At 40.2% G+C, this 16,060-nt stretch carries 15 protein-coding genes; 3 read left to right on the plus strand and 12 right to left on the minus strand.

What is annotated here, in order from left to right:
- Position 1: 1 nt before the first annotated feature.
- The 4 genes from AC1Z3K_RS07510 to pdxR all read right to left on the minus strand — a co-directional run bounded on the left by AC1Z3K_RS07510 (position 2) and on the right by pdxR (position 3,802).
- Positions 2-739 carry an ABC transporter ATP-binding protein gene (locus tag AC1Z3K_RS07510; protein ID WP_426084462.1) on the minus strand — a complete coding sequence of 246 codons (738 nt, stop codon included), beginning with the start codon at positions 737-739 and terminating at the stop codon, positions 2-4.
- A gap of 282 nt (positions 740-1,021) precedes the next feature.
- On the minus strand, positions 1,022-1,735 hold the full coding sequence (locus tag AC1Z3K_RS07515; RefSeq protein WP_426084522.1) for a B3/B4 domain-containing protein: 714 nt from the start codon (positions 1,733-1,735) through the stop codon (positions 1,022-1,024).
- Between the two features lie 166 nt (positions 1,736-1,901).
- Positions 1,902-2,321 carry a GNAT family N-acetyltransferase gene (locus AC1Z3K_RS07520; RefSeq protein ID WP_426084461.1) on the minus strand — a complete coding sequence of 140 codons (420 nt, stop codon included), beginning with the start codon at positions 2,319-2,321 and terminating at the stop codon, positions 1,902-1,904.
- Between the two features lie 92 nt (positions 2,322-2,413).
- Positions 2,414-3,802 (minus strand): MocR-like pyridoxine biosynthesis transcription factor PdxR, encoded by a 1,389-nt coding sequence (gene pdxR / locus AC1Z3K_RS07525; RefSeq protein WP_461732365.1) that lies wholly within the window; start codon positions 3,800-3,802, stop codon positions 2,414-2,416.
- A gap of 193 nt (positions 3,803-3,995) precedes the next feature.
- Between pdxR and AC1Z3K_RS07530 the strand changes: the two genes are divergently transcribed.
- From AC1Z3K_RS07530 to AC1Z3K_RS07540, 3 genes are all read left to right on the plus strand, one after another.
- Complete coding sequence (locus AC1Z3K_RS07530) at positions 3,996-4,427, plus strand: HIT family protein (RefSeq protein ID WP_426084521.1); 432 nt, start codon at positions 3,996-3,998, stop codon at positions 4,425-4,427.
- Entirely contained in the window at positions 4,424-4,783 is a 360-nt protein-coding gene (locus AC1Z3K_RS07535; RefSeq protein WP_426084459.1) for a YtxH domain-containing protein, read from the plus strand. The genes AC1Z3K_RS07530 and AC1Z3K_RS07535 overlap by 4 nt, the downstream gene beginning before the upstream one ends.
- Positions 4,784-5,291: 508 nt before the next feature.
- Entirely contained in the window at positions 5,292-6,314 is a 1,023-nt protein-coding gene (locus AC1Z3K_RS07540) for a peptidylprolyl isomerase (protein WP_426084458.1), read from the plus strand.
- Positions 6,315-6,368: 54 nt separating this feature from the next.
- Here the strand turns inward: AC1Z3K_RS07540 and AC1Z3K_RS07545 are convergent, their stop codons facing one another.
- From AC1Z3K_RS07545 to AC1Z3K_RS07580, 8 genes are all read right to left on the minus strand, one after another.
- Positions 6,369-7,469: a WxLIP family cell surface protein gene (locus AC1Z3K_RS07545; protein WP_461732366.1), complete on the minus strand. Its 1,101-nt coding sequence runs from the start codon at positions 7,467-7,469 to the stop codon at positions 6,369-6,371.
- Between the two features lie 266 nt (positions 7,470-7,735).
- Positions 7,736-8,359: a WxL domain-containing protein gene (locus tag AC1Z3K_RS07550; protein WP_426084908.1), complete on the minus strand. Its 624-nt coding sequence runs from the start codon at positions 8,357-8,359 to the stop codon at positions 7,736-7,738.
- 13 nt (positions 8,360-8,372) lie between these two features.
- Positions 8,373-8,726, minus strand: a complete 354-nt coding sequence (locus AC1Z3K_RS07555) for a hypothetical protein (RefSeq protein ID WP_461732367.1) — start codon at positions 8,724-8,726, stop codon at positions 8,373-8,375.
- A 12-nt stretch (positions 8,727-8,738) separates the two neighbouring features.
- A complete protein-coding gene (locus tag AC1Z3K_RS07560; protein ID WP_461732368.1) occupies positions 8,739-10,247 on the minus strand; it encodes an adhesive domain-containing protein in 1,509 nt (502 codons plus the stop codon).
- A 353-nt stretch (positions 10,248-10,600) separates the two neighbouring features.
- Positions 10,601-11,068, minus strand: a complete 468-nt coding sequence (locus AC1Z3K_RS07565) for an ASCH domain-containing protein (RefSeq protein ID WP_426084905.1) — start codon at positions 11,066-11,068, stop codon at positions 10,601-10,603.
- A gap of 12 nt (positions 11,069-11,080) precedes the next feature.
- Positions 11,081-12,025 (minus strand): 3'-5' exoribonuclease YhaM family protein, encoded by a 945-nt coding sequence (locus AC1Z3K_RS07570; protein ID WP_426084904.1) that lies wholly within the window; start codon positions 12,023-12,025, stop codon positions 11,081-11,083.
- A complete protein-coding gene (locus AC1Z3K_RS07575; protein ID WP_461732369.1) occupies positions 12,022-14,736 on the minus strand; it encodes an ATP-binding protein in 2,715 nt (904 codons plus the stop codon). Before AC1Z3K_RS07575 ends, AC1Z3K_RS07570 begins: the two co-directional genes overlap by 4 nt.
- Positions 14,733-15,956: a metallophosphoesterase family protein gene (locus tag AC1Z3K_RS07580; RefSeq protein ID WP_461732370.1), complete on the minus strand. Its 1,224-nt coding sequence runs from the start codon at positions 15,954-15,956 to the stop codon at positions 14,733-14,735. The genes AC1Z3K_RS07575 and AC1Z3K_RS07580 overlap by 4 nt, the downstream gene beginning before the upstream one ends.
- Positions 15,957-16,060: the final 104 nt, after the last annotated feature.

A 16,060-nucleotide genomic window follows, 5' to 3' on the forward strand; every position in this document is an offset into this window, starting at 1 on the left:
GTTACCCCACCTTTTCTTCCTTAGTTAATGCAAGATAGATGTCATCTAAAGAAGAGTCCGGTAAATTAAATTCTGCTCTCAGTTCATCCATTGAGCCGATTGCCCGCACTTCTCCCTCGTGAAGCACAACAAAACGGTCGCAATATTTTTCAGCAGTCGCCAGAATATGCGTAGACATCAGAATAGCCGATCCTTGATTGCGCATTGTATCCATCAGCTCCAACAGTGCATGAATCGCCAGCGGATCCAGACCTAAAAACGGCTCATCAATGATATACAAGCTTGGCTCAATCAGAAAGGCACAGAGAACCATAACCTTCTGCTTCATGCCTTTGGAAAAATGAGCTGGAAACCATTCCAGTTTATTTTCCAGTCGGAACGTCTTCAATAGTACTTCTGCACGTCTGAAAGCCTCTTCTACAGGTATATCGTAAGCCATCGCAGTAATTTCAATGTGTTCCTTCAATGTCAGCTCTTCATATAACGAAGGCGTTTCGGGAATATAGCCGATTTTCTTTCGGTAGCTTTCCGGACTTTGACTAAGCGTTTGGTCGTCGATGGAAATTTTCCCTTTCTGCGGAGTCAGCAGACCGATGATATTTTTGATTGTCGTACTTTTCCCAGCACCATTCAGTCCAATTAGTCCAACCATTTCACCCGCTTTAACTTCGAAATTTATATCTTTTAGGACGGGAACGTGACCGTAACCGCCAGTTAAATGCTCAATTTTCAAGCTCATTTCATTGCCTCCAAATTTTTTAATGCTTTCATTATAACATCTTCCATAAAACAACAAAACCCAAGAGAGCAATAGAATACTCTATCAGGCTTTTGCTGCGAACTCACTTTAATCACTTGTTGTTGAAGCAGCTGCATAGAAAGAATCAAAAAATGAAAACCGAGCAACGAGGGCTCTTTGCAGTAAATGAAACAGAAGGGGCTGAATCGGTCATTCTCCTCTAGTATTATTAGAAAAATACTGCTTACACTAACTAAAGCTACTATATTATAGTAGGCTGCTTTATTCCAATATGGCTTCTGCCGACGCTTGCGATAGCTTATATATCGTACTTTCAGAATTAAAATAAGCGTCTACCAATTCTTTCAGTTCAATCACTGCCTTATCGGCACGTTTGCTCTGTTCCTCATTGATGGATTCAATCACCAGAACCGCAGCTTTGGTTTCTTCTGTTAACATGGTTCTCTGCGCTTCACGCCAGTTCAGACAGCGGCAGATAGCTCCTTCATCATCATAATAAATAATCTCTTCTGGTAAAGCAGGCGCATCTTTCTCAGCACCAAGAGGCAGAAAGCTTTCGCCGCCCTTCGCTTTGCCTAAATACAGGCTGCCTTCTATTTTATCTATATCTTCACCACCGCTGGGAACTCCATATTTTAAAGAGATGCTGTTATAGATGTCCACAAGCGGATTGATGGGCTGAAATTCTCTCTGCTGACTCACTCTTTTTAACAGAGCCTCAATCGATGAGCGCGCACCCTTTTTCGTTTTAAATTGACTAAACCCGTCGCGCCATTGGGCAACGACTTGGTTACTGCTAAAGTTCTCATCCCCTAAAAACTGCTCCGCTTCCTTTGCGGCCTGCTTTAACAACTTAGTAAAATAGGGCGTATTTTTTTCGTACACATGATTATCAATGTTTTTCACAACTAAAATATTGATTTGAGCTTCTGGAAAAATTTCCCAAAATGCATCTTCTACACTCACTTTTTTCATCATAAAATCCCTCCTTCCATTCATTGTATACCCTCATGATAAGCAATGCAAAACTTTGTAAAAGCCAGCTATCTTTATCTTTTCTCTTTATAGCGATAAAATTCGCTACAGTTGTTTTTACTGATTTAAAAATACTCTCTGTTAATTGTTGGTACTTATTTTTTCATTATACTTGCCAGTCATCTGGATGAAGGGGCTCGGGCAGCTTGACATACCCTCGGGGATCTTTATCAAAGCCCAGTTTGCTATAATAATTCTCTGCCAGCTTTGATGCCAGCAGAACAATATGAATATCTGTTCCTACATAAGCAACTATTGCCTCCATTAATTTCCGGCCAATCCCCTGCTTCCAGTAATCTTTATGAACTCCTAACTCTGCCACATAAACGATAGAGCCAAAATCACAAAAGCCTCGGGCAAAACCAACCAGCTTTTCATCCTCCCAGGCAGTCATCAGAAAATCAACATTTTTCAACATGTTTATCAATTTTTTGCGATCATCTAGTCTTCTCTTTAGCCCTGTCTGCTGAATAATTTCCTTAAACTGTTCTACTGTTATTGGTTCATTGATTTTATATTTAACCATTGTCTTCACTCCACTTCCTTTGTTGTACCAACTAGCTTATCAATAGAGTGACTTTTAAAAAATAGACAATTTTTTTCTTTTATAGAGGACAGTTACGACAAATTTTGAACAACTTGCTTTAAGAGCTTTAATCCATGGGTCAGTTCTTCTAAAGAAAGACCACCGTATCCTAAAAGGAAAAACTGATCTCTACATACTGAAAAAGAGTATTTCGACAAAGGATAAAGACGTAAGCTGTGCTGCTGCAGCTGCTGTAAAAACACATCTGTTTCCTGCAAATTCAGTACTTCCATGACAACATGTAATCCGCCATCCGATGGTATCCAATCAATCCTGCCCTCTGCCTTTAGCAAGTTCAGCTGATCTTCCAATAGATGATACTTTGCTTTGTTCGTTCCAACTGCCTTACTAATATGCCGATAATAGCTGCCGGAAGAAAGAAACTCCGCCATACCTTCTTGAATCATGTACGCCGCTCGTTCATGATCAAACTGATACAAAGTCCGGTATTCTCCTACTAGATGTCTGGGAAGCACCATATACCCGAGACGCAGAGTGGGGCTAATCGTTTTTGAAAAACTCCCCAGATAAATAACACAATCCTGTCGGTCCAAAGACTGGAGAGAGGGCAGCGGCTGTGCTGTGTAGCGAAACTCACTATCGTAATCATCTTCAATAATGTAGCCTTGACGCTCACGAATCAGCTGTAAAAGCTGCTGCCGTCTGGCTACAGACATTCGATAGCCCATAGGAAACTGATGGGAAGGCGTAACATAAACTAAATCAGCTGCCGAAAGGGCTAGTTCGCTTATCGATACTCCTTCAGATTCAACAGGGATATTCTGCAGAGGAAAGCCATTTCTGGTAAAAATATGTCCAGCTGCATAGTAGCCAGGATCTTCAATAGCTGCTTGAAAATGCCGACTTTTCCTTTTTAGCAGATTTAAAACAATATCTAGTGAATCCAAGCTGCCGCTTGTAATAACTATCTGCTCTTTGCGGCAGCGGACACCTCTCGTTCGTCCCAGCATTTTAACCAGCTCAGACCGTAGTCTGTCGTTTCCCTGCACATCCTGATAAGCTGATCGCTCATCCAGAAATTCCTGTTCCATTGCTTTTTTAACGCAACGTTTCCAGCTATTCCACGAAGCGGTATAAAAAAATGTTGTCCCATATCGAAAATCGAAATCCACTTGCTGCCTTCGTTCCAGTACTTCATTGTCTATTTCCTGTTCCCATTTTGAATCCGGCTCTGCAGGTAAAAAATAGAAACCTGATTGAGGAATATTTAGCAGCAGTCCTTCTGCAACCAGCTGATTATAGGCCTGCTCAACAGTTGTTTTAGAAATATTCAACTCCTTTGCCAGTTCACGAATAGAAGGCAGCTTTACTTGTTTTGCTTCCACCTGATATTCCTTTTTTATCTGTTCATATAATTGCTGATACATCGGTTTTGAAATCATCCGATCTAAATGATACATTTTGGGCTACCTGCTTTCCTATATTCTATGTTTCCTATTGGTTCATTCTCTGTACGAGGAGACAAGAACAGTTTAGCAGAAAAACCAACAAAGACCAGCTTTTGCCTGCTCCTTTCCTGAAACAAACTTTACACATTCTATTCTATCTATGGTAAAGTAGGAGAAGAAAAACAATCAGGAAAGAAGGCTTATGATGGAAAATTGTATTTTTTGTAAAATTATTAATCAGGAAATTCCCAGCTATAAAATATACGAAGATGATGTAGTATATGCCTTTTTAGATATCAGCCAGGCAACGAAAGGACATACCCTAGTCGTTCCTAAAACCCACGTAACAGATATCTTTGACTACGATGCTGCTTTAGCTTCTGATATTTTTGCCCGCATCCCCAAAATTGCTAAAGCGCTTGAACAGGCTTTTCCCGAAATGGAAGGCTTGAATATCATTAACAATAATAAAGAGCTGGCCTATCAGTCTGTCTTCCATTCCCATATCCATCTAATCCCAAGATACAGCAAACAGGACGGCTTCTCTATGCATTTTGAAAATAACCAAGAGAAATACACTGCTGAAGAGATGCAGAATACAGCAGCACAAATTGCAAAGCAGGTGACTAACGGATGAAGGGTTTTCTAAAAGGACTAATTTTCGGCTCTGTAGTCGGAGGAATCGGCGGCCTATTGCTTGCCCCAAGAAGCGGAAAAGAAACGCAGGAAAAAATTATTGATGAACTGGATGATTGGAAATACTTAACAGAGGATTTCAATCATAAACTGGAAGGATTCAAATCAGCCTTGACTGACTTTCAGGTAACAACCGAAACAGTTATTCCTCCCTTTGTAGAGGGATTAAACAGGGACATCGAAAATTTCAAATTTCAGGCAGAACCACGGATTGAACAGTTGCAGGAGCAGCTGGAGAAAATTCAAAGCGAGCTTCCTGAAATGCCGGAAACCGAACTAAAACAAAACGTGAAATAGTTCTGGAGAAGAGCGAAACTAAACGGCCAAACGGTTTTGTTTCGCTCTTTAATTCTGAAAAACTAACAGATAGCCGCAAACGCAGCCTAGTTCTCAAAACTAAGCTCTCTTATTTCGTTCTTACTTTATACTCTGAATAGCAGCACTTCAAATAGCTCCTCCCTTATTCAAAAAATCAGTGCCGGACATTCTAAGAACTTCAAATAAATTCTCCTTCTACACATTCAATCTACCGCAAAAAAACTTCTAAAAACGAATATCTTCCAACAACGTATTTCTCTTCTTTTGGATATTTATAATCGATTAAAAGGATGATAAATATTACTAAAAAATCAAAAATTTCATAACAATTCACATCTTTCTTAAATTGTGTCCAAAATTTGAAAATTGTTCGAAAGTATCAAATCACTATTTCTTTTATAGGAAAGATTGTGGTATAGTAGTAAACGTGAGAAATTCTTTTCTACATAATAAAAAATACAAATCAACTATTAGGAGTGCTAAATTAATGAAGAAAAAACTAATTCTAGCTGCTGCAGGTATGTTTTCTGTCTTTGCATTAGCTGCTTGTTCAAACAGTTCTGAAAAAATCGCAACAATGAAAGGCTCTACAATCACTGTAGAAGATTTCTATGACCGTATCAAGAGTGACAGTACAAGTCAACAAACAGTTGCTGAAATGATTATCTTTAAAGTCTTTGAAGATAAATACGGCGATAAGGTTAAAAGCAAGGATGTTGATGAAAAATACAACGAAGCAAAAGAGTCTGCTGAATCTCAAGGAACCAATCTTGAAGATTACTTGAAACAAAACGGCTTTACTGTAGAATCTTATAAAGCACGTATCAAACAAAGTCTTGCTTACCAAAAAGGGATTGAAGCAAACATCGATATCACAGATGAAGATGTGAAAACAGCTTGGGAAAGCTTCCACCCTGAAGTAGAAGCACAAATTATTCAAGTTGCTACTGAAGATGAAGCAAAAGAAATCAAAAAACAATTAGATGACGGCGGCGACTTCACAAAGATTGCTAAAGAAAAATCTACTGATACAACAACAAAAGAAGATGGCGGAAAAGTTAAATTTGATTCAACATCAACAACTGTTCCAGTTGCTGTTCAAACTGAAGCCTTCACTCTGAAAAACGGTGAAGTCAGCGAGCCAATCCCAGCAACTGACAGTACTGGCTATCAAACAACTTACTATTTAGTAAAAATGACAAAAACTTCTGCTAAAGGCAACGATATGAAGCCTTATGAGAAACAGCTGAAAGAAATTGCTGAAACAGCAAAAGCTTCTGATCAGACATTTACTGCTAAAGTAATCAGTGATGAACTGAAAGCTGCTAACGTGAAAATTAAAGATGACGCCTTCAAAGACGTCTTAGCTCAATATATCCAAACAGAAGAAAGCTCAACTGACAGCACATCTGCTGACGATAAGACTGAAAGCTCTTCAAGTAAAAAAGAATCTGCTTCAACTGATTCTTCTGAAACAGAAGAAAGCTCAACAGAGGACTCTTCTAAATAATGACATAAAAAAATGCTAAAGCTGCTTAGGCTGCTTTAGCATTTTTTATTTATTCTATTTTTTTCTATCTTTATTTTCCAAGCTCTGTTTTTTAGACTGCACCGGTCTCTTTTTCTTGCGGCGTTTTCTGGCTAATTCCTTTTTCAGCTTTTTATTTTTGTTGATTACTAAGGCAGTTACAACAGCCAGAATCAGTAAAACAGCTGCCAAGGAAACGGTTGACCACGGGATATCAAAACCTGATTTTTTTACCGTTACATCCTTATCATTAAAATCAGCTGCCTCTTTCCCATCGATTGTAAACGTCGGACTGCCCTTCCACTGCTTTTTATCCGTGGCTACACTGATGTTTACTGTGTATTCTCCGGCTCCAAATTCTTCTCCTGAAAAAGGAATACGGAATGGAAACAAGGTATTGGGAGCGATGCTCAGTTTTTCTTTTTTCCCTTGCAGAACTTCTTTTCCATCTAGTAAAACACTGTATTCAATCGCAACATTTTTAATATAAACAGCTGCTTTGTTTTCAATGCCGACTTCGATAACATTTCGGTAATTGACCTGATCGGCTTTAGCCGTTTCAATCGACAAATCCGGCTCTGTTTCTGTTCCGTCAGAGCGAATCAGTACTGCTATTTCTCTTGAAAAGACATTTTTAACATTACCTTCGACTTTTTCATCTGAAAGAGCTTCTAAATAAATTCCACCTGCCAAAACACCAGCAAATTTTTCCTTTGGCATAGTGATATCTAAGGTGATATCTTTTGTTTGCTGGGGCTCCAGTGTGATTTCCTCTGTACTTAGCTTGACTAGCTTTTCAATGTCGTAAGGTGCAGATGTGGAAGTATCTTTATTGATTCCTGAATATTCGATTACCCCGGCACTATTTGTAACTGCTCGGTTGAAGGAAGCTTTGAGCGTAAGCGGTTTGTCACTTTTATTGACCAGCGTGACCACTAACGGCTCCTTTTGCTCTGGCTCCAGCTTGACATCGAAATAGGACAATTCTTTGTTTGTCTGACTCTCTGTAAAATGAGGTAATGCATCAAAGCTGTCCAAAGACTCCGCCTGAACTGGTAGTGAAAAAATACCTAATCCTAAAAATAATATGAATGAAATAAGTCCGGCTGATGCAATTTTCTGGTATTTATTCTTCATTGCTTTCTCCCTCCAAGCTAAATACTGCCAGTTGTTAAACTGAGATGTGACATTGGCATGCCCTATCCTCTAAAATCGAATAAGCGGTGTTCCAAAGCTCTGCCATGCTTCTAGGTTCGGAGCAAAGTAAGTACCATAAACATAGAAGCTGTCTTGAGAAATAAGGTGGAGAATACTGAAAATAACTTTTCATATTTTCAGTTATCGTCGCCTTATCTCTCGAGACAACATACTTCTTTTATAACCTAGTTCGATTTATTTATATTCTATGGTGTAGCTGAGAATGTCCAGTTAAGCGTGGTTTGATAATTTGCTTGTTTTTTATTCGTATTTTTTGGTACGAACAGTTCAAATTTATTCAGCGCTAGTGAAGTTTCTCCGGCCCCTTCATTTGCTTGGGCTGTCAATACATCAGCAGTAGTCCCCAGTTCAAGGTCCAATGTAGTATTGGCAATGCTTGCTCCAGTCGGTGCAGAGCCAACATTATTGGTTACGGCACCAGCTTGGATAGATAATGCTGCCCCTGATAGCTCGTTGCTTCCTGCGCTGAACTGATCTGCCTGCAGCAATTTCACTGTCCAGCCAGTATCTGTTCCCCCGCGGTTATCACTGACAGCAATGCTACCTGTAGTTACAGGTGATGCTTGTACACCATCACTGGTAGCCACCCAGGTTTCGTCCGCTTTAGATTGAATTTCATGAGAACCAAAATTCAAGTCAGCTGGCAATGATGCTTTAGGATCTCCAGTCTGCGGGTCAAAGGTGATTCCCCCAGTTGTGTAGTCTACTACAGCGTCTGTCGTTTTATCTTCGGCAAAGCCTGTACTTCCGAAGCCTAAGCCCGCTCCGAGTAAAATCGCAGATAATAAAATTTTTGTGTGATGTTTCATTTTTGTCTCCCCCTTATGTTTTCTTTAAATGATATACAGCGATTAAAACAAAGATGACTCCTACGATCACAAAAAGATAGTTAACTGTATCATTCGTCTTTAAAAAACTTCCTTCTGTTCCCCCTTTAATCGTTGGAGCAGCTTGAGTCGGCGTGTTCTGTTGTACAACAGAACTGCTTTCCTTTGTTGAGCTGCTCTCGCTTTCAGAAGAACTAGACGCTTCGGAGCTTTCTGTACTACTCCCCTCATAGTAATGAATATTTCCATTCGTAACAGTTGCCTGAGCCGTTGGGGAGGAATAAAGAAAAGCCAGCACCATGCTTCCAAAAATCATTAAGAAACACTTCATTTGTTTCGACATTCTCACTACTCTCCCTCCTTACGGACTCTCCGTTATCGTCCAGACAAGTTTTGTCTGATAGGCACCGGATTGCTTTTTGGTATTTTTAGGAACAAATAAATCAAATTTTGATAAATCAAGATTTGTCGTTCCGCTGGCTGTCGTTCCTGATACAGCCAACACTTCCTGCTGCGTTCCGTTTTGCAGTTCAATCATTGAACCACTAATGCTTCGGACATTACCGGCAGAATAATCTGTCGTTAACGCTCCTCCATAAATCTTCAGCACCGAGCTATTTATGGAGGAGCTACTATTCATCCATTCCTGAATTTGAGAAACCTTAACCTGCCAGTTTTTGGCAGTACTTCGTGTATCCATTATCCTGACCGTTCCTGTTGTATTCGGTCCAGTGGATACCCCGCCCTGAGTAGCAGTGAAGGTTTCGTCCAGTTTGGTCTGAATAGGGTGCGCCCCGAAATTTAGTGAACTCGGCAGCAAAGTGTTTTCCAGCAGAAAGGTTTCGCCAGCAAAATAAATATAGGAAACTGCATTAGCCGTACTTAGCAAATCGATATTAAGCAACGTTGATTTGATGACCGTTCCGACAAATTTAGCATCCAAATTACCAGTTATACTCCCCGGACCTGAAACAAACGTAGGCAAATTAATGGTCGTTTGCCCTAAAACTGATGCATCCGCCAGCTGCTGAACTGCAGCTCCGCCAAGCCCTAGTGCCGGTAAGAGTGCTGTGATGGCAGTATTTAAAGCCGGCTTAACTAGATTTAAAACTGTATTGATTGTTAAAGCAGTAGCTGTACCCAACAGCGGATTTGTTACTGTAACTTTTAAATTTTGAACAGCAGTATTCAGATTGACTAGGATTTGACTAAGATCTTTTGCAAGAATTGTGCCCAACCCTTCATCCATATTTAAATAGATCAATCTGTCGTTGCCAACTGTTGTAGCTGAATATGTCGTATGTCCAAAATTTTCCAGACTATTCAACAGATCCAACTGTTTGTTGACTGCGGTTAAATCAAAGTCAACGCCAACTAAGCTTAGTGCACCACCCTTGATATCATTGATTAGTGATATCAAACGAGACAATGCATCAAATGTTGGTTTCAAAAGAGCAACCTTGTCTAAATCTACCGTAACATTTGTATCTACTTGAGCATTTCCGTTTGGTTTAACCTTACCGGATAACTGAGACGGAATAACCAGTACACCATACTTATTACCAGTTAGATTAACCGATGCATTCGCCAAACCTTCCCCCGAAATGGTAAAATTCACCGGCTGATTGCTAATTGTAGGCAACCACCTGGAAGTCGGTGTAGTCTGACTGTTATTTGTTGTCTGCATGTTTGACAATATCTCGATATCTAATACAGCCGCGGATGCTTCCTCACTGTGAAAAAGATAACCAAAGATTCCTGCTAATGACCCTGCAACAGACAAGTTAACAATGAGACAGCCAATAAAAAAGAGTTTGCCACTAAGAAAACGCTTCAATTTCTTTCTGCTTTTCCCTCCCTCAACACGCACATTCATCTCTTCCTTTCAATTTGTTTTCTTAGCACTGGTATTTCTGAGATGATTATATTTTGAGATTTTTTTTAATGCGAATATAATGCTTACAAAAAAATAATTTAATTAAATTAAAAACAAAAAAGAGTTTCTTAATATAACATATACTTTTTCAGTTACAGTAATTACTCTTTTTTTCACAAATGAATATTTAGTAAATATTTCTTGTGTAAATATACAAAAAATCAAACTATTAAAAAAACAGAAATTTTGACCATAAAAAAATCTGAAAAAGTACGTCAGTACTCTTTCAGATTATTTCCAATACCATTCTTTTTGCATAAAAATATTAACATGAATAAATTTCCATACTATTGAACATCATTTCGATAAACAACTTCAAATAACTCATAAACTACTAACTGATCTTCTGAAAATTTTTCATTCGCTTCCTGAAGCTCTGCTTCAAAAAAAGCTCGATGGCCTTCACGCCAATAAACCAAATTTCTGTCACCCTCGCCCTCTAGATACGCATGCAGCTCAGTTACTTGATTGTAGGGAAGAATATCAATCAGCTTCGCTTGAATAATCGCTTGTGCTTCTCCGTTTCCATCTAGCAGGATACTATAGTCTCCTGCTTCCGGTACTTTTTCGTTCTCTAATTCATAGGACCGCTTAATAGCTGCGGTTCCTCTCTTTTCTCCAGAAAGGACAAGCTGCAGTAGCTTATCAGCCATTTCTTTACTGCTGCCAAAAGCCCAAGCAGTATGATAAGAATTAATATCTACGGCTTGCTTTTCAGAAAAATCTTGCCAAAGTATTTCAGCAGAATGATTCATGTTCTTCTCCGTTCACTTATTTTTAGGTACATAAAAACTACGGTTATCCATTCCAAATATACGATCCGTATATTCTCCTGGATCAGTTTGTCTAATAGACGTCAGCATCATCTGAATAGAGGCATCCATGTTGTCAATTTGATGAAGAATCTCAGCCTCCATAATTCTCGGTCTCACTGGCGACCCATATTCCAGCAGTCCATGATGAGCCAGTACCATATGGCGCAGGATAATGACATCTTCTTCGTTTTCATCTATCTTCAGCGCTTCACAGGCCTTGGTAATTTCCTCATCCACCAGCACCAGATGACCAACCAGGTTGCCGACCAGTGTATATTCTGTGCTCATTGCTCCAGAAAGCTCTTTAACTTTCCCTAAATCATGAAGAATAATTCCCGCATAAAGCAGCGGAGCATTGATTTCCTCATACTCTCGACAGATTGATTTCCCTAAACGCAGCATCGTCAGTGTATGGTAAGCTAGGCCATGGGCAAAAGCATGATGATTTCTTTTAGCCGCAGGAAAATCAAAAAATTCTTTCTGGTATTTCGTCAACAAGTGTCTGACGATTCGCTGCCAATGGGCATTGGTGATTTCAAAAACAGTTTGATTGATTTCTTCCACCATATCTTCCCGCTTAATAGGAGCCCGTTCCATGTATAATGCGGGCTGATCCGGTTCATCCGCTCGAGCCAGACGCAAGTGAATGATTTTCACTTGAGGGTTCCCTTGATAGACTTCCCGCTTCCCATTCAGCAGAACAACTTTTCCAGCCTCGAATCGCTGAATCTCCTCTTCAGAAGCATCCCAGTATTTCCCATCAATCGTTCCTGATGTATCTTGAAAAGTAAAAGCAATAAACTTCTTCCCATTCTTTGCGACACGAACATCGGCATTTTTTATCAATAGAAATAGTTCAAATACTTCATCTAGTACTAATTCGCGAATTTTTTTCATCTTTTTTCTACCTCCAATTGGATAACAGGTTGTTTATTCTCATGGTAATAGCTTACCATTTCTTGGTCAGAAGAAAAACAAATGATTTGCTGTACTTCACCAAAATGCTGAAATAATTTTGCTAATTGCGTTTTTCTTTGACTGTCGTAATGAAGCCAGCCGTCATCAATCAAGACTGGGCAGGGATTCGTTTCTCCTTGAAGAGAAAGAAAAGCAAAACGTACAGACATTATCAGCTGGTCCTTTGTTCCTGTTGAAAGATCATAAACTGCAAAGTCCTGTCCTGAACTGTTCCTAACCTGAAGCTCCTCCTCTTCAAGGCGAACAACTGTATATGCATGATCTGTCAAAATAGAAAAATAATGTGCTGTTTTTTTCAACAACGCAGGGAGCTGCTGCTCAGAAAGCTCGGTCAATAAATCAATCAGCAGCTGTCCTGCCAGCCGATAGCTGCTCCACTCAGCAGCCAAATCCTCTATCTCTGCCCTTATCACTGCCTGCTCTTGATAAAAATTATCTAGACTACCGTCTTCAGCCATTTGCTTCTTCTTGTATTCCAGCCGCTGTTCATCCTTCTGCAGCTTAAAAATGTCATCCTCTAATTGAGAAAGCTCAGCTGTCAGTTGATATTTTTTCGTCAGCAACTGCTCTTTAGCAACCTGCTCCGGATACAAACCAGCCAGAATTCTCTGTAGTTCAGCTTTTCTGCTTTCAACAGTTTCATTCTGCTGATAATAACGCAGCTTTTCCGGTACGTCTTCTATCCCCAGAATCTGGTATTGATAAAGCAAGGGTCTTGCCGTCTCAAGAACATCCTGCTGCTTACTTTTAATTTCCTTAAGCGCTTGTTTTCGATAAATATCTTCCTGGTTTCCCTGTCTCAGTCTCAGCTGTTCCATTTCGTCGGAGAAATCACTAAGGATAGCAACTCGCGTACCTAAATCTTTCCCAACAATCGGCAGCCAGTTGACATAGCGCTCTGTCTGCTTCAACCATTGATCAGATTCCTCTTGATTATCTGCTAGCTGCCGCCGTAGCTCCTGATTCGTCTGAAGCAGTAAAAGATAGCGTTTAATCTCCTCTTTATGATTCATCCAATATTCCAGCCGGTTCATTCTGCCTAGATGATTTTCTTTTGTCTGTTGTGAAATATATGACTCAAGCTGCAGTTCATCTTCTTGAAGTCTATCAATTGATTCACTCACTTGATGAAAACGTTCTGTCAGCTGATCTAAATCTGTCAGCTTTTGCTGCCATTGCTGTTTCATTCGGTCATTTGGATCGTTTTTAGGCCGCAGCAGCTGCCAACCGAAAAAACACAGACAAACGAGTACCAGCAGCCAGCTGCCCCAGCTAAGGGGTCCTGTTAGAAGCAATCCGCCAAGAACTCCTGCGATTCCAATAACTACAGATAGCAGCAATAAAGCAGATGTTGAACGCTGTCGCTTGGGCTGTTTCCGCTGAAACAGCTCTTGATTCGCCGCTTCAAAGGTCTCTAGATTTTTTTCTTGTCTAACAATACTTTCTTCTAAGGAACGATGATTCTCTTGAGCTGTCTGCAGCTGTACTTTACGCTCGATAATCTGCTCTCTCAGCTCCAGCAATTGATGATCTTCAAAAAATAAACGCGGCGGCTGGGTTTCAGACCATCCCCATTTGTTTTCCAACCCTATCATTTCTTGTCTATTTTGCTGCACAGACTGCTTCATCCAGTCAATTTCAGCTAACAGCTTATTCATTATATAACGCTGACTTAAGAAATATCTGATATTTTCTTCTTCATTTAGATAGAAAAGATACTCTTCAGATCGTTCATCACCCACAGATTCCCAACCATTCCGGTTAAGCCGTTCCAGCTCTTCTTGAAGGAATTTATGCTCTTGATAAAGCGACAACAGCTGCTGCTGTTCATTTTCGTCAATAAACATGCTGGTATCTCCAGACTTTTGCTGCAGCTGTAGCCATTCTTCAAATAGCGGATAGTTCAGTAGCTGCTTTTCAGCAAGAGCCAGCGCTTCTTTTTGTTTTCCAATTGTCAGGCGTTTATTTTCAATTTGTTCCTTTCTCGCTGCTAAATCAGTAAGAACTGCAGTAAACTGTTCTTCCTCGTTCTCTTTGGCTCTAATTTTCTCAGACAGCTCCTGATATGCTTTTAAACGTTCATTCAGCTGGGGTCTACTTCCTTTCAGCTTGTAGATATCCTGAGCAGCTTTAAAATATTCCTCCCGGGTTTTAAGCAGCTGATCACTGCCCGAAATTCCCAATGCTAGTAAAGCCGTCTGCAAATTCTCTTCTTCCAGCCGTTCCAACTGCGTCAGCTGCTCCTGCTGAAAGGTAAATACAGACTGAAATAATTCCTTTGTCAACGGATGAAGAATTTTTGCAAGCAGCCGTTCATCGCCAACTTGTTCTTCTACATATACTTTCGCCTGGCCTTTATTCAGTTCTCTGAAGCGTTCAATTTGAACTTTGCCATATACAGCATGCTCCAGCCATAAACGGCCGCCATAGCTGCCGCCGTTTTTAGGTACATAGCTTTTTCTTTTCTTACCCTTAGTGGGAAATCCAAACAAAATAGCTTGGATAAACTGATAGATTGTGGATTTCCCAGCTTCATTTTTACCGTAAATCAATTGATTTTTTTCTGAAAAGTCAATTTTCTTATTTTGCCATTTACCAAAGCCTGCGATATCTATAGCGAGGATTTTCATAAGCTGCCCTCCTCTAGCTCAAATTGTTCATGAATACGCTGGTCCGCCAGCTCTATACACCTTTTTCGCCATTCAGCATCATTCAGCATCAAATTTGAGACAGTCGGATTCGCTAGAAGCTCCTTCATTTCTTCAGAAAATATCTCCGGCTGTAAATAATTATTCTCCAATTGCTCCAGCAGCATCGGATCTGCCTTGACCAACAGCTTATGGTATCTCGGATAGTTCTTCGCTGATACATTAAAAACAAAGAGTCGTTCTTTCGGCAGCTTAGTCTGTAGGTACCCTAGAAGCTCGCCATTTTCACAAGAAATAGAAAACTCCTGTCCCAGATGGTTCATGTCTTCAAGCTGAATCTCCTTCAAACACAGCCGGCTCCTCCCAGAGGCTTCCTTCAAAAGCTCTTCTTCCAGAAATGCCAGCGCCGCCTTCTTTGTTTTACATTCCGTTAATACATAAGAGGTTCGTTCCCAACTGACTTCTGCCACCGGTTCAAAATGAACAGTCCCGTTACTGCCCTGGATAGTTACAATTGCCGCTCCTTGAAGGTCTCTTTCCTTCTTCGTATGTCCCTGAGGAGTACCGGGGTAAACAATCAACGGTTCTGCGCTAAGAATCTGCGGCTGATGGATATGCCCCAGCGCCCAATAATCGTAACCTAACAGTTTCATCTCGCTTAAAGAAAAAGGTGCATAGTTTGACTCTGCTTCCGCTGCCGGTTCGCCATGATAAATCCCAATATGGATATCCGCATCAGAAGCCTTCTGTGGAAACTCTCCCAGTTTGCTTTGTTCAAGATGCTGCCCCCTATAGCTAAACCCGGATACAGCTATCCGCTCATTGTTATTTGTTACAAAATAATGTGTCTCCACCTCTTCTTTTTCAAATAAATAAACATTTTCGGGAAAATCAAACCAGTATCGGTCTGAGTCATAGTAGTCGTGATTTCCAAAGCTGATAACCACATGAATATTCTCTCTGTTTAGCCGCTGAAGAGCCTCCATTAAATAAGTTTGGGTCTGAATAGAGGTTTTACTTTGATGAAACGTGTCTCCAGCAAAGATTACTGCATCCACCTGTTTTTTTATCGCGACATCAACAAGTCTATTCAGTACTTTTTTATTAGCGGAGCGGAGCTGCTCAGCTAATTGAGCTGGAAGAACGTTTAAGCCTTCAAATGAACGATCCATATGCAAATCTGCTGTATGTAATAGTTTCATCGTACCAAGATCTTCCTTTCTCAGACATTTCTTTTATCATATCATTTTATAGAAAATAGGTCAGTAAAAACATACGAAAATTCGTTCGCTTTTTATTTTTCCCA

Source organism: Enterococcus sp. LJL128 (assembly GCF_056924295.1).

Coding starts and splice junctions, on each gene's coding strand:
- AC1Z3K_RS07580 (WP_461732370.1), bottom strand. CDS start 15,956: ATGAAACTATTACATACAGCAGATTTGCATATGGATCGTTCATTTGAA.
- AC1Z3K_RS07520 (WP_426084461.1), bottom strand. CDS start 2,321: ATGGTTAAATATAAAATCAATGAACCAATAACAGTAGAACAGTTTAAG.
- AC1Z3K_RS07570 (WP_426084904.1), bottom strand. CDS start 12,025: ATGAAAAAAATTCGCGAATTAGTACTAGATGAAGTATTTGAACTATTT.
- AC1Z3K_RS07515 (WP_426084522.1), bottom strand. CDS start 1,735: ATGAAAAAAGTGAGTGTAGAAGATGCATTTTGGGAAATTTTTCCAGAA.
- AC1Z3K_RS07550 (WP_426084908.1), bottom strand. CDS start 8,359: ATGAAACATCACACAAAAATTTTATTATCTGCGATTTTACTCGGAGCG.
- AC1Z3K_RS07510 (WP_426084462.1), bottom strand. CDS start 739: ATGAGCTTGAAAATTGAGCATTTAACTGGCGGTTACGGTCACGTTCCC.
- AC1Z3K_RS07530 (WP_426084521.1), top strand. CDS start 3,996: ATGGAAAATTGTATTTTTTGTAAAATTATTAATCAGGAAATTCCCAGC.
- AC1Z3K_RS07535 (WP_426084459.1), top strand. CDS start 4,424: ATGAAGGGTTTTCTAAAAGGACTAATTTTCGGCTCTGTAGTCGGAGGA.
- AC1Z3K_RS07575 (WP_461732369.1), bottom strand. CDS start 14,736: ATGAAAATCCTCGCTATAGATATCGCAGGCTTTGGTAAATGGCAAAAT.
- pdxR (WP_461732365.1), bottom strand. CDS start 3,802: ATGTATCATTTAGATCGGATGATTTCAAAACCGATGTATCAGCAATTA.
- AC1Z3K_RS07545 (WP_461732366.1), bottom strand. CDS start 7,469: ATGAAGAATAAATACCAGAAAATTGCATCAGCCGGACTTATTTCATTC.
- AC1Z3K_RS07540 (WP_426084458.1), top strand. CDS start 5,292: ATGAAGAAAAAACTAATTCTAGCTGCTGCAGGTATGTTTTCTGTCTTT.
- AC1Z3K_RS07565 (WP_426084905.1), bottom strand. CDS start 11,068: ATGAATCATTCTGCTGAAATACTTTGGCAAGATTTTTCTGAAAAGCAA.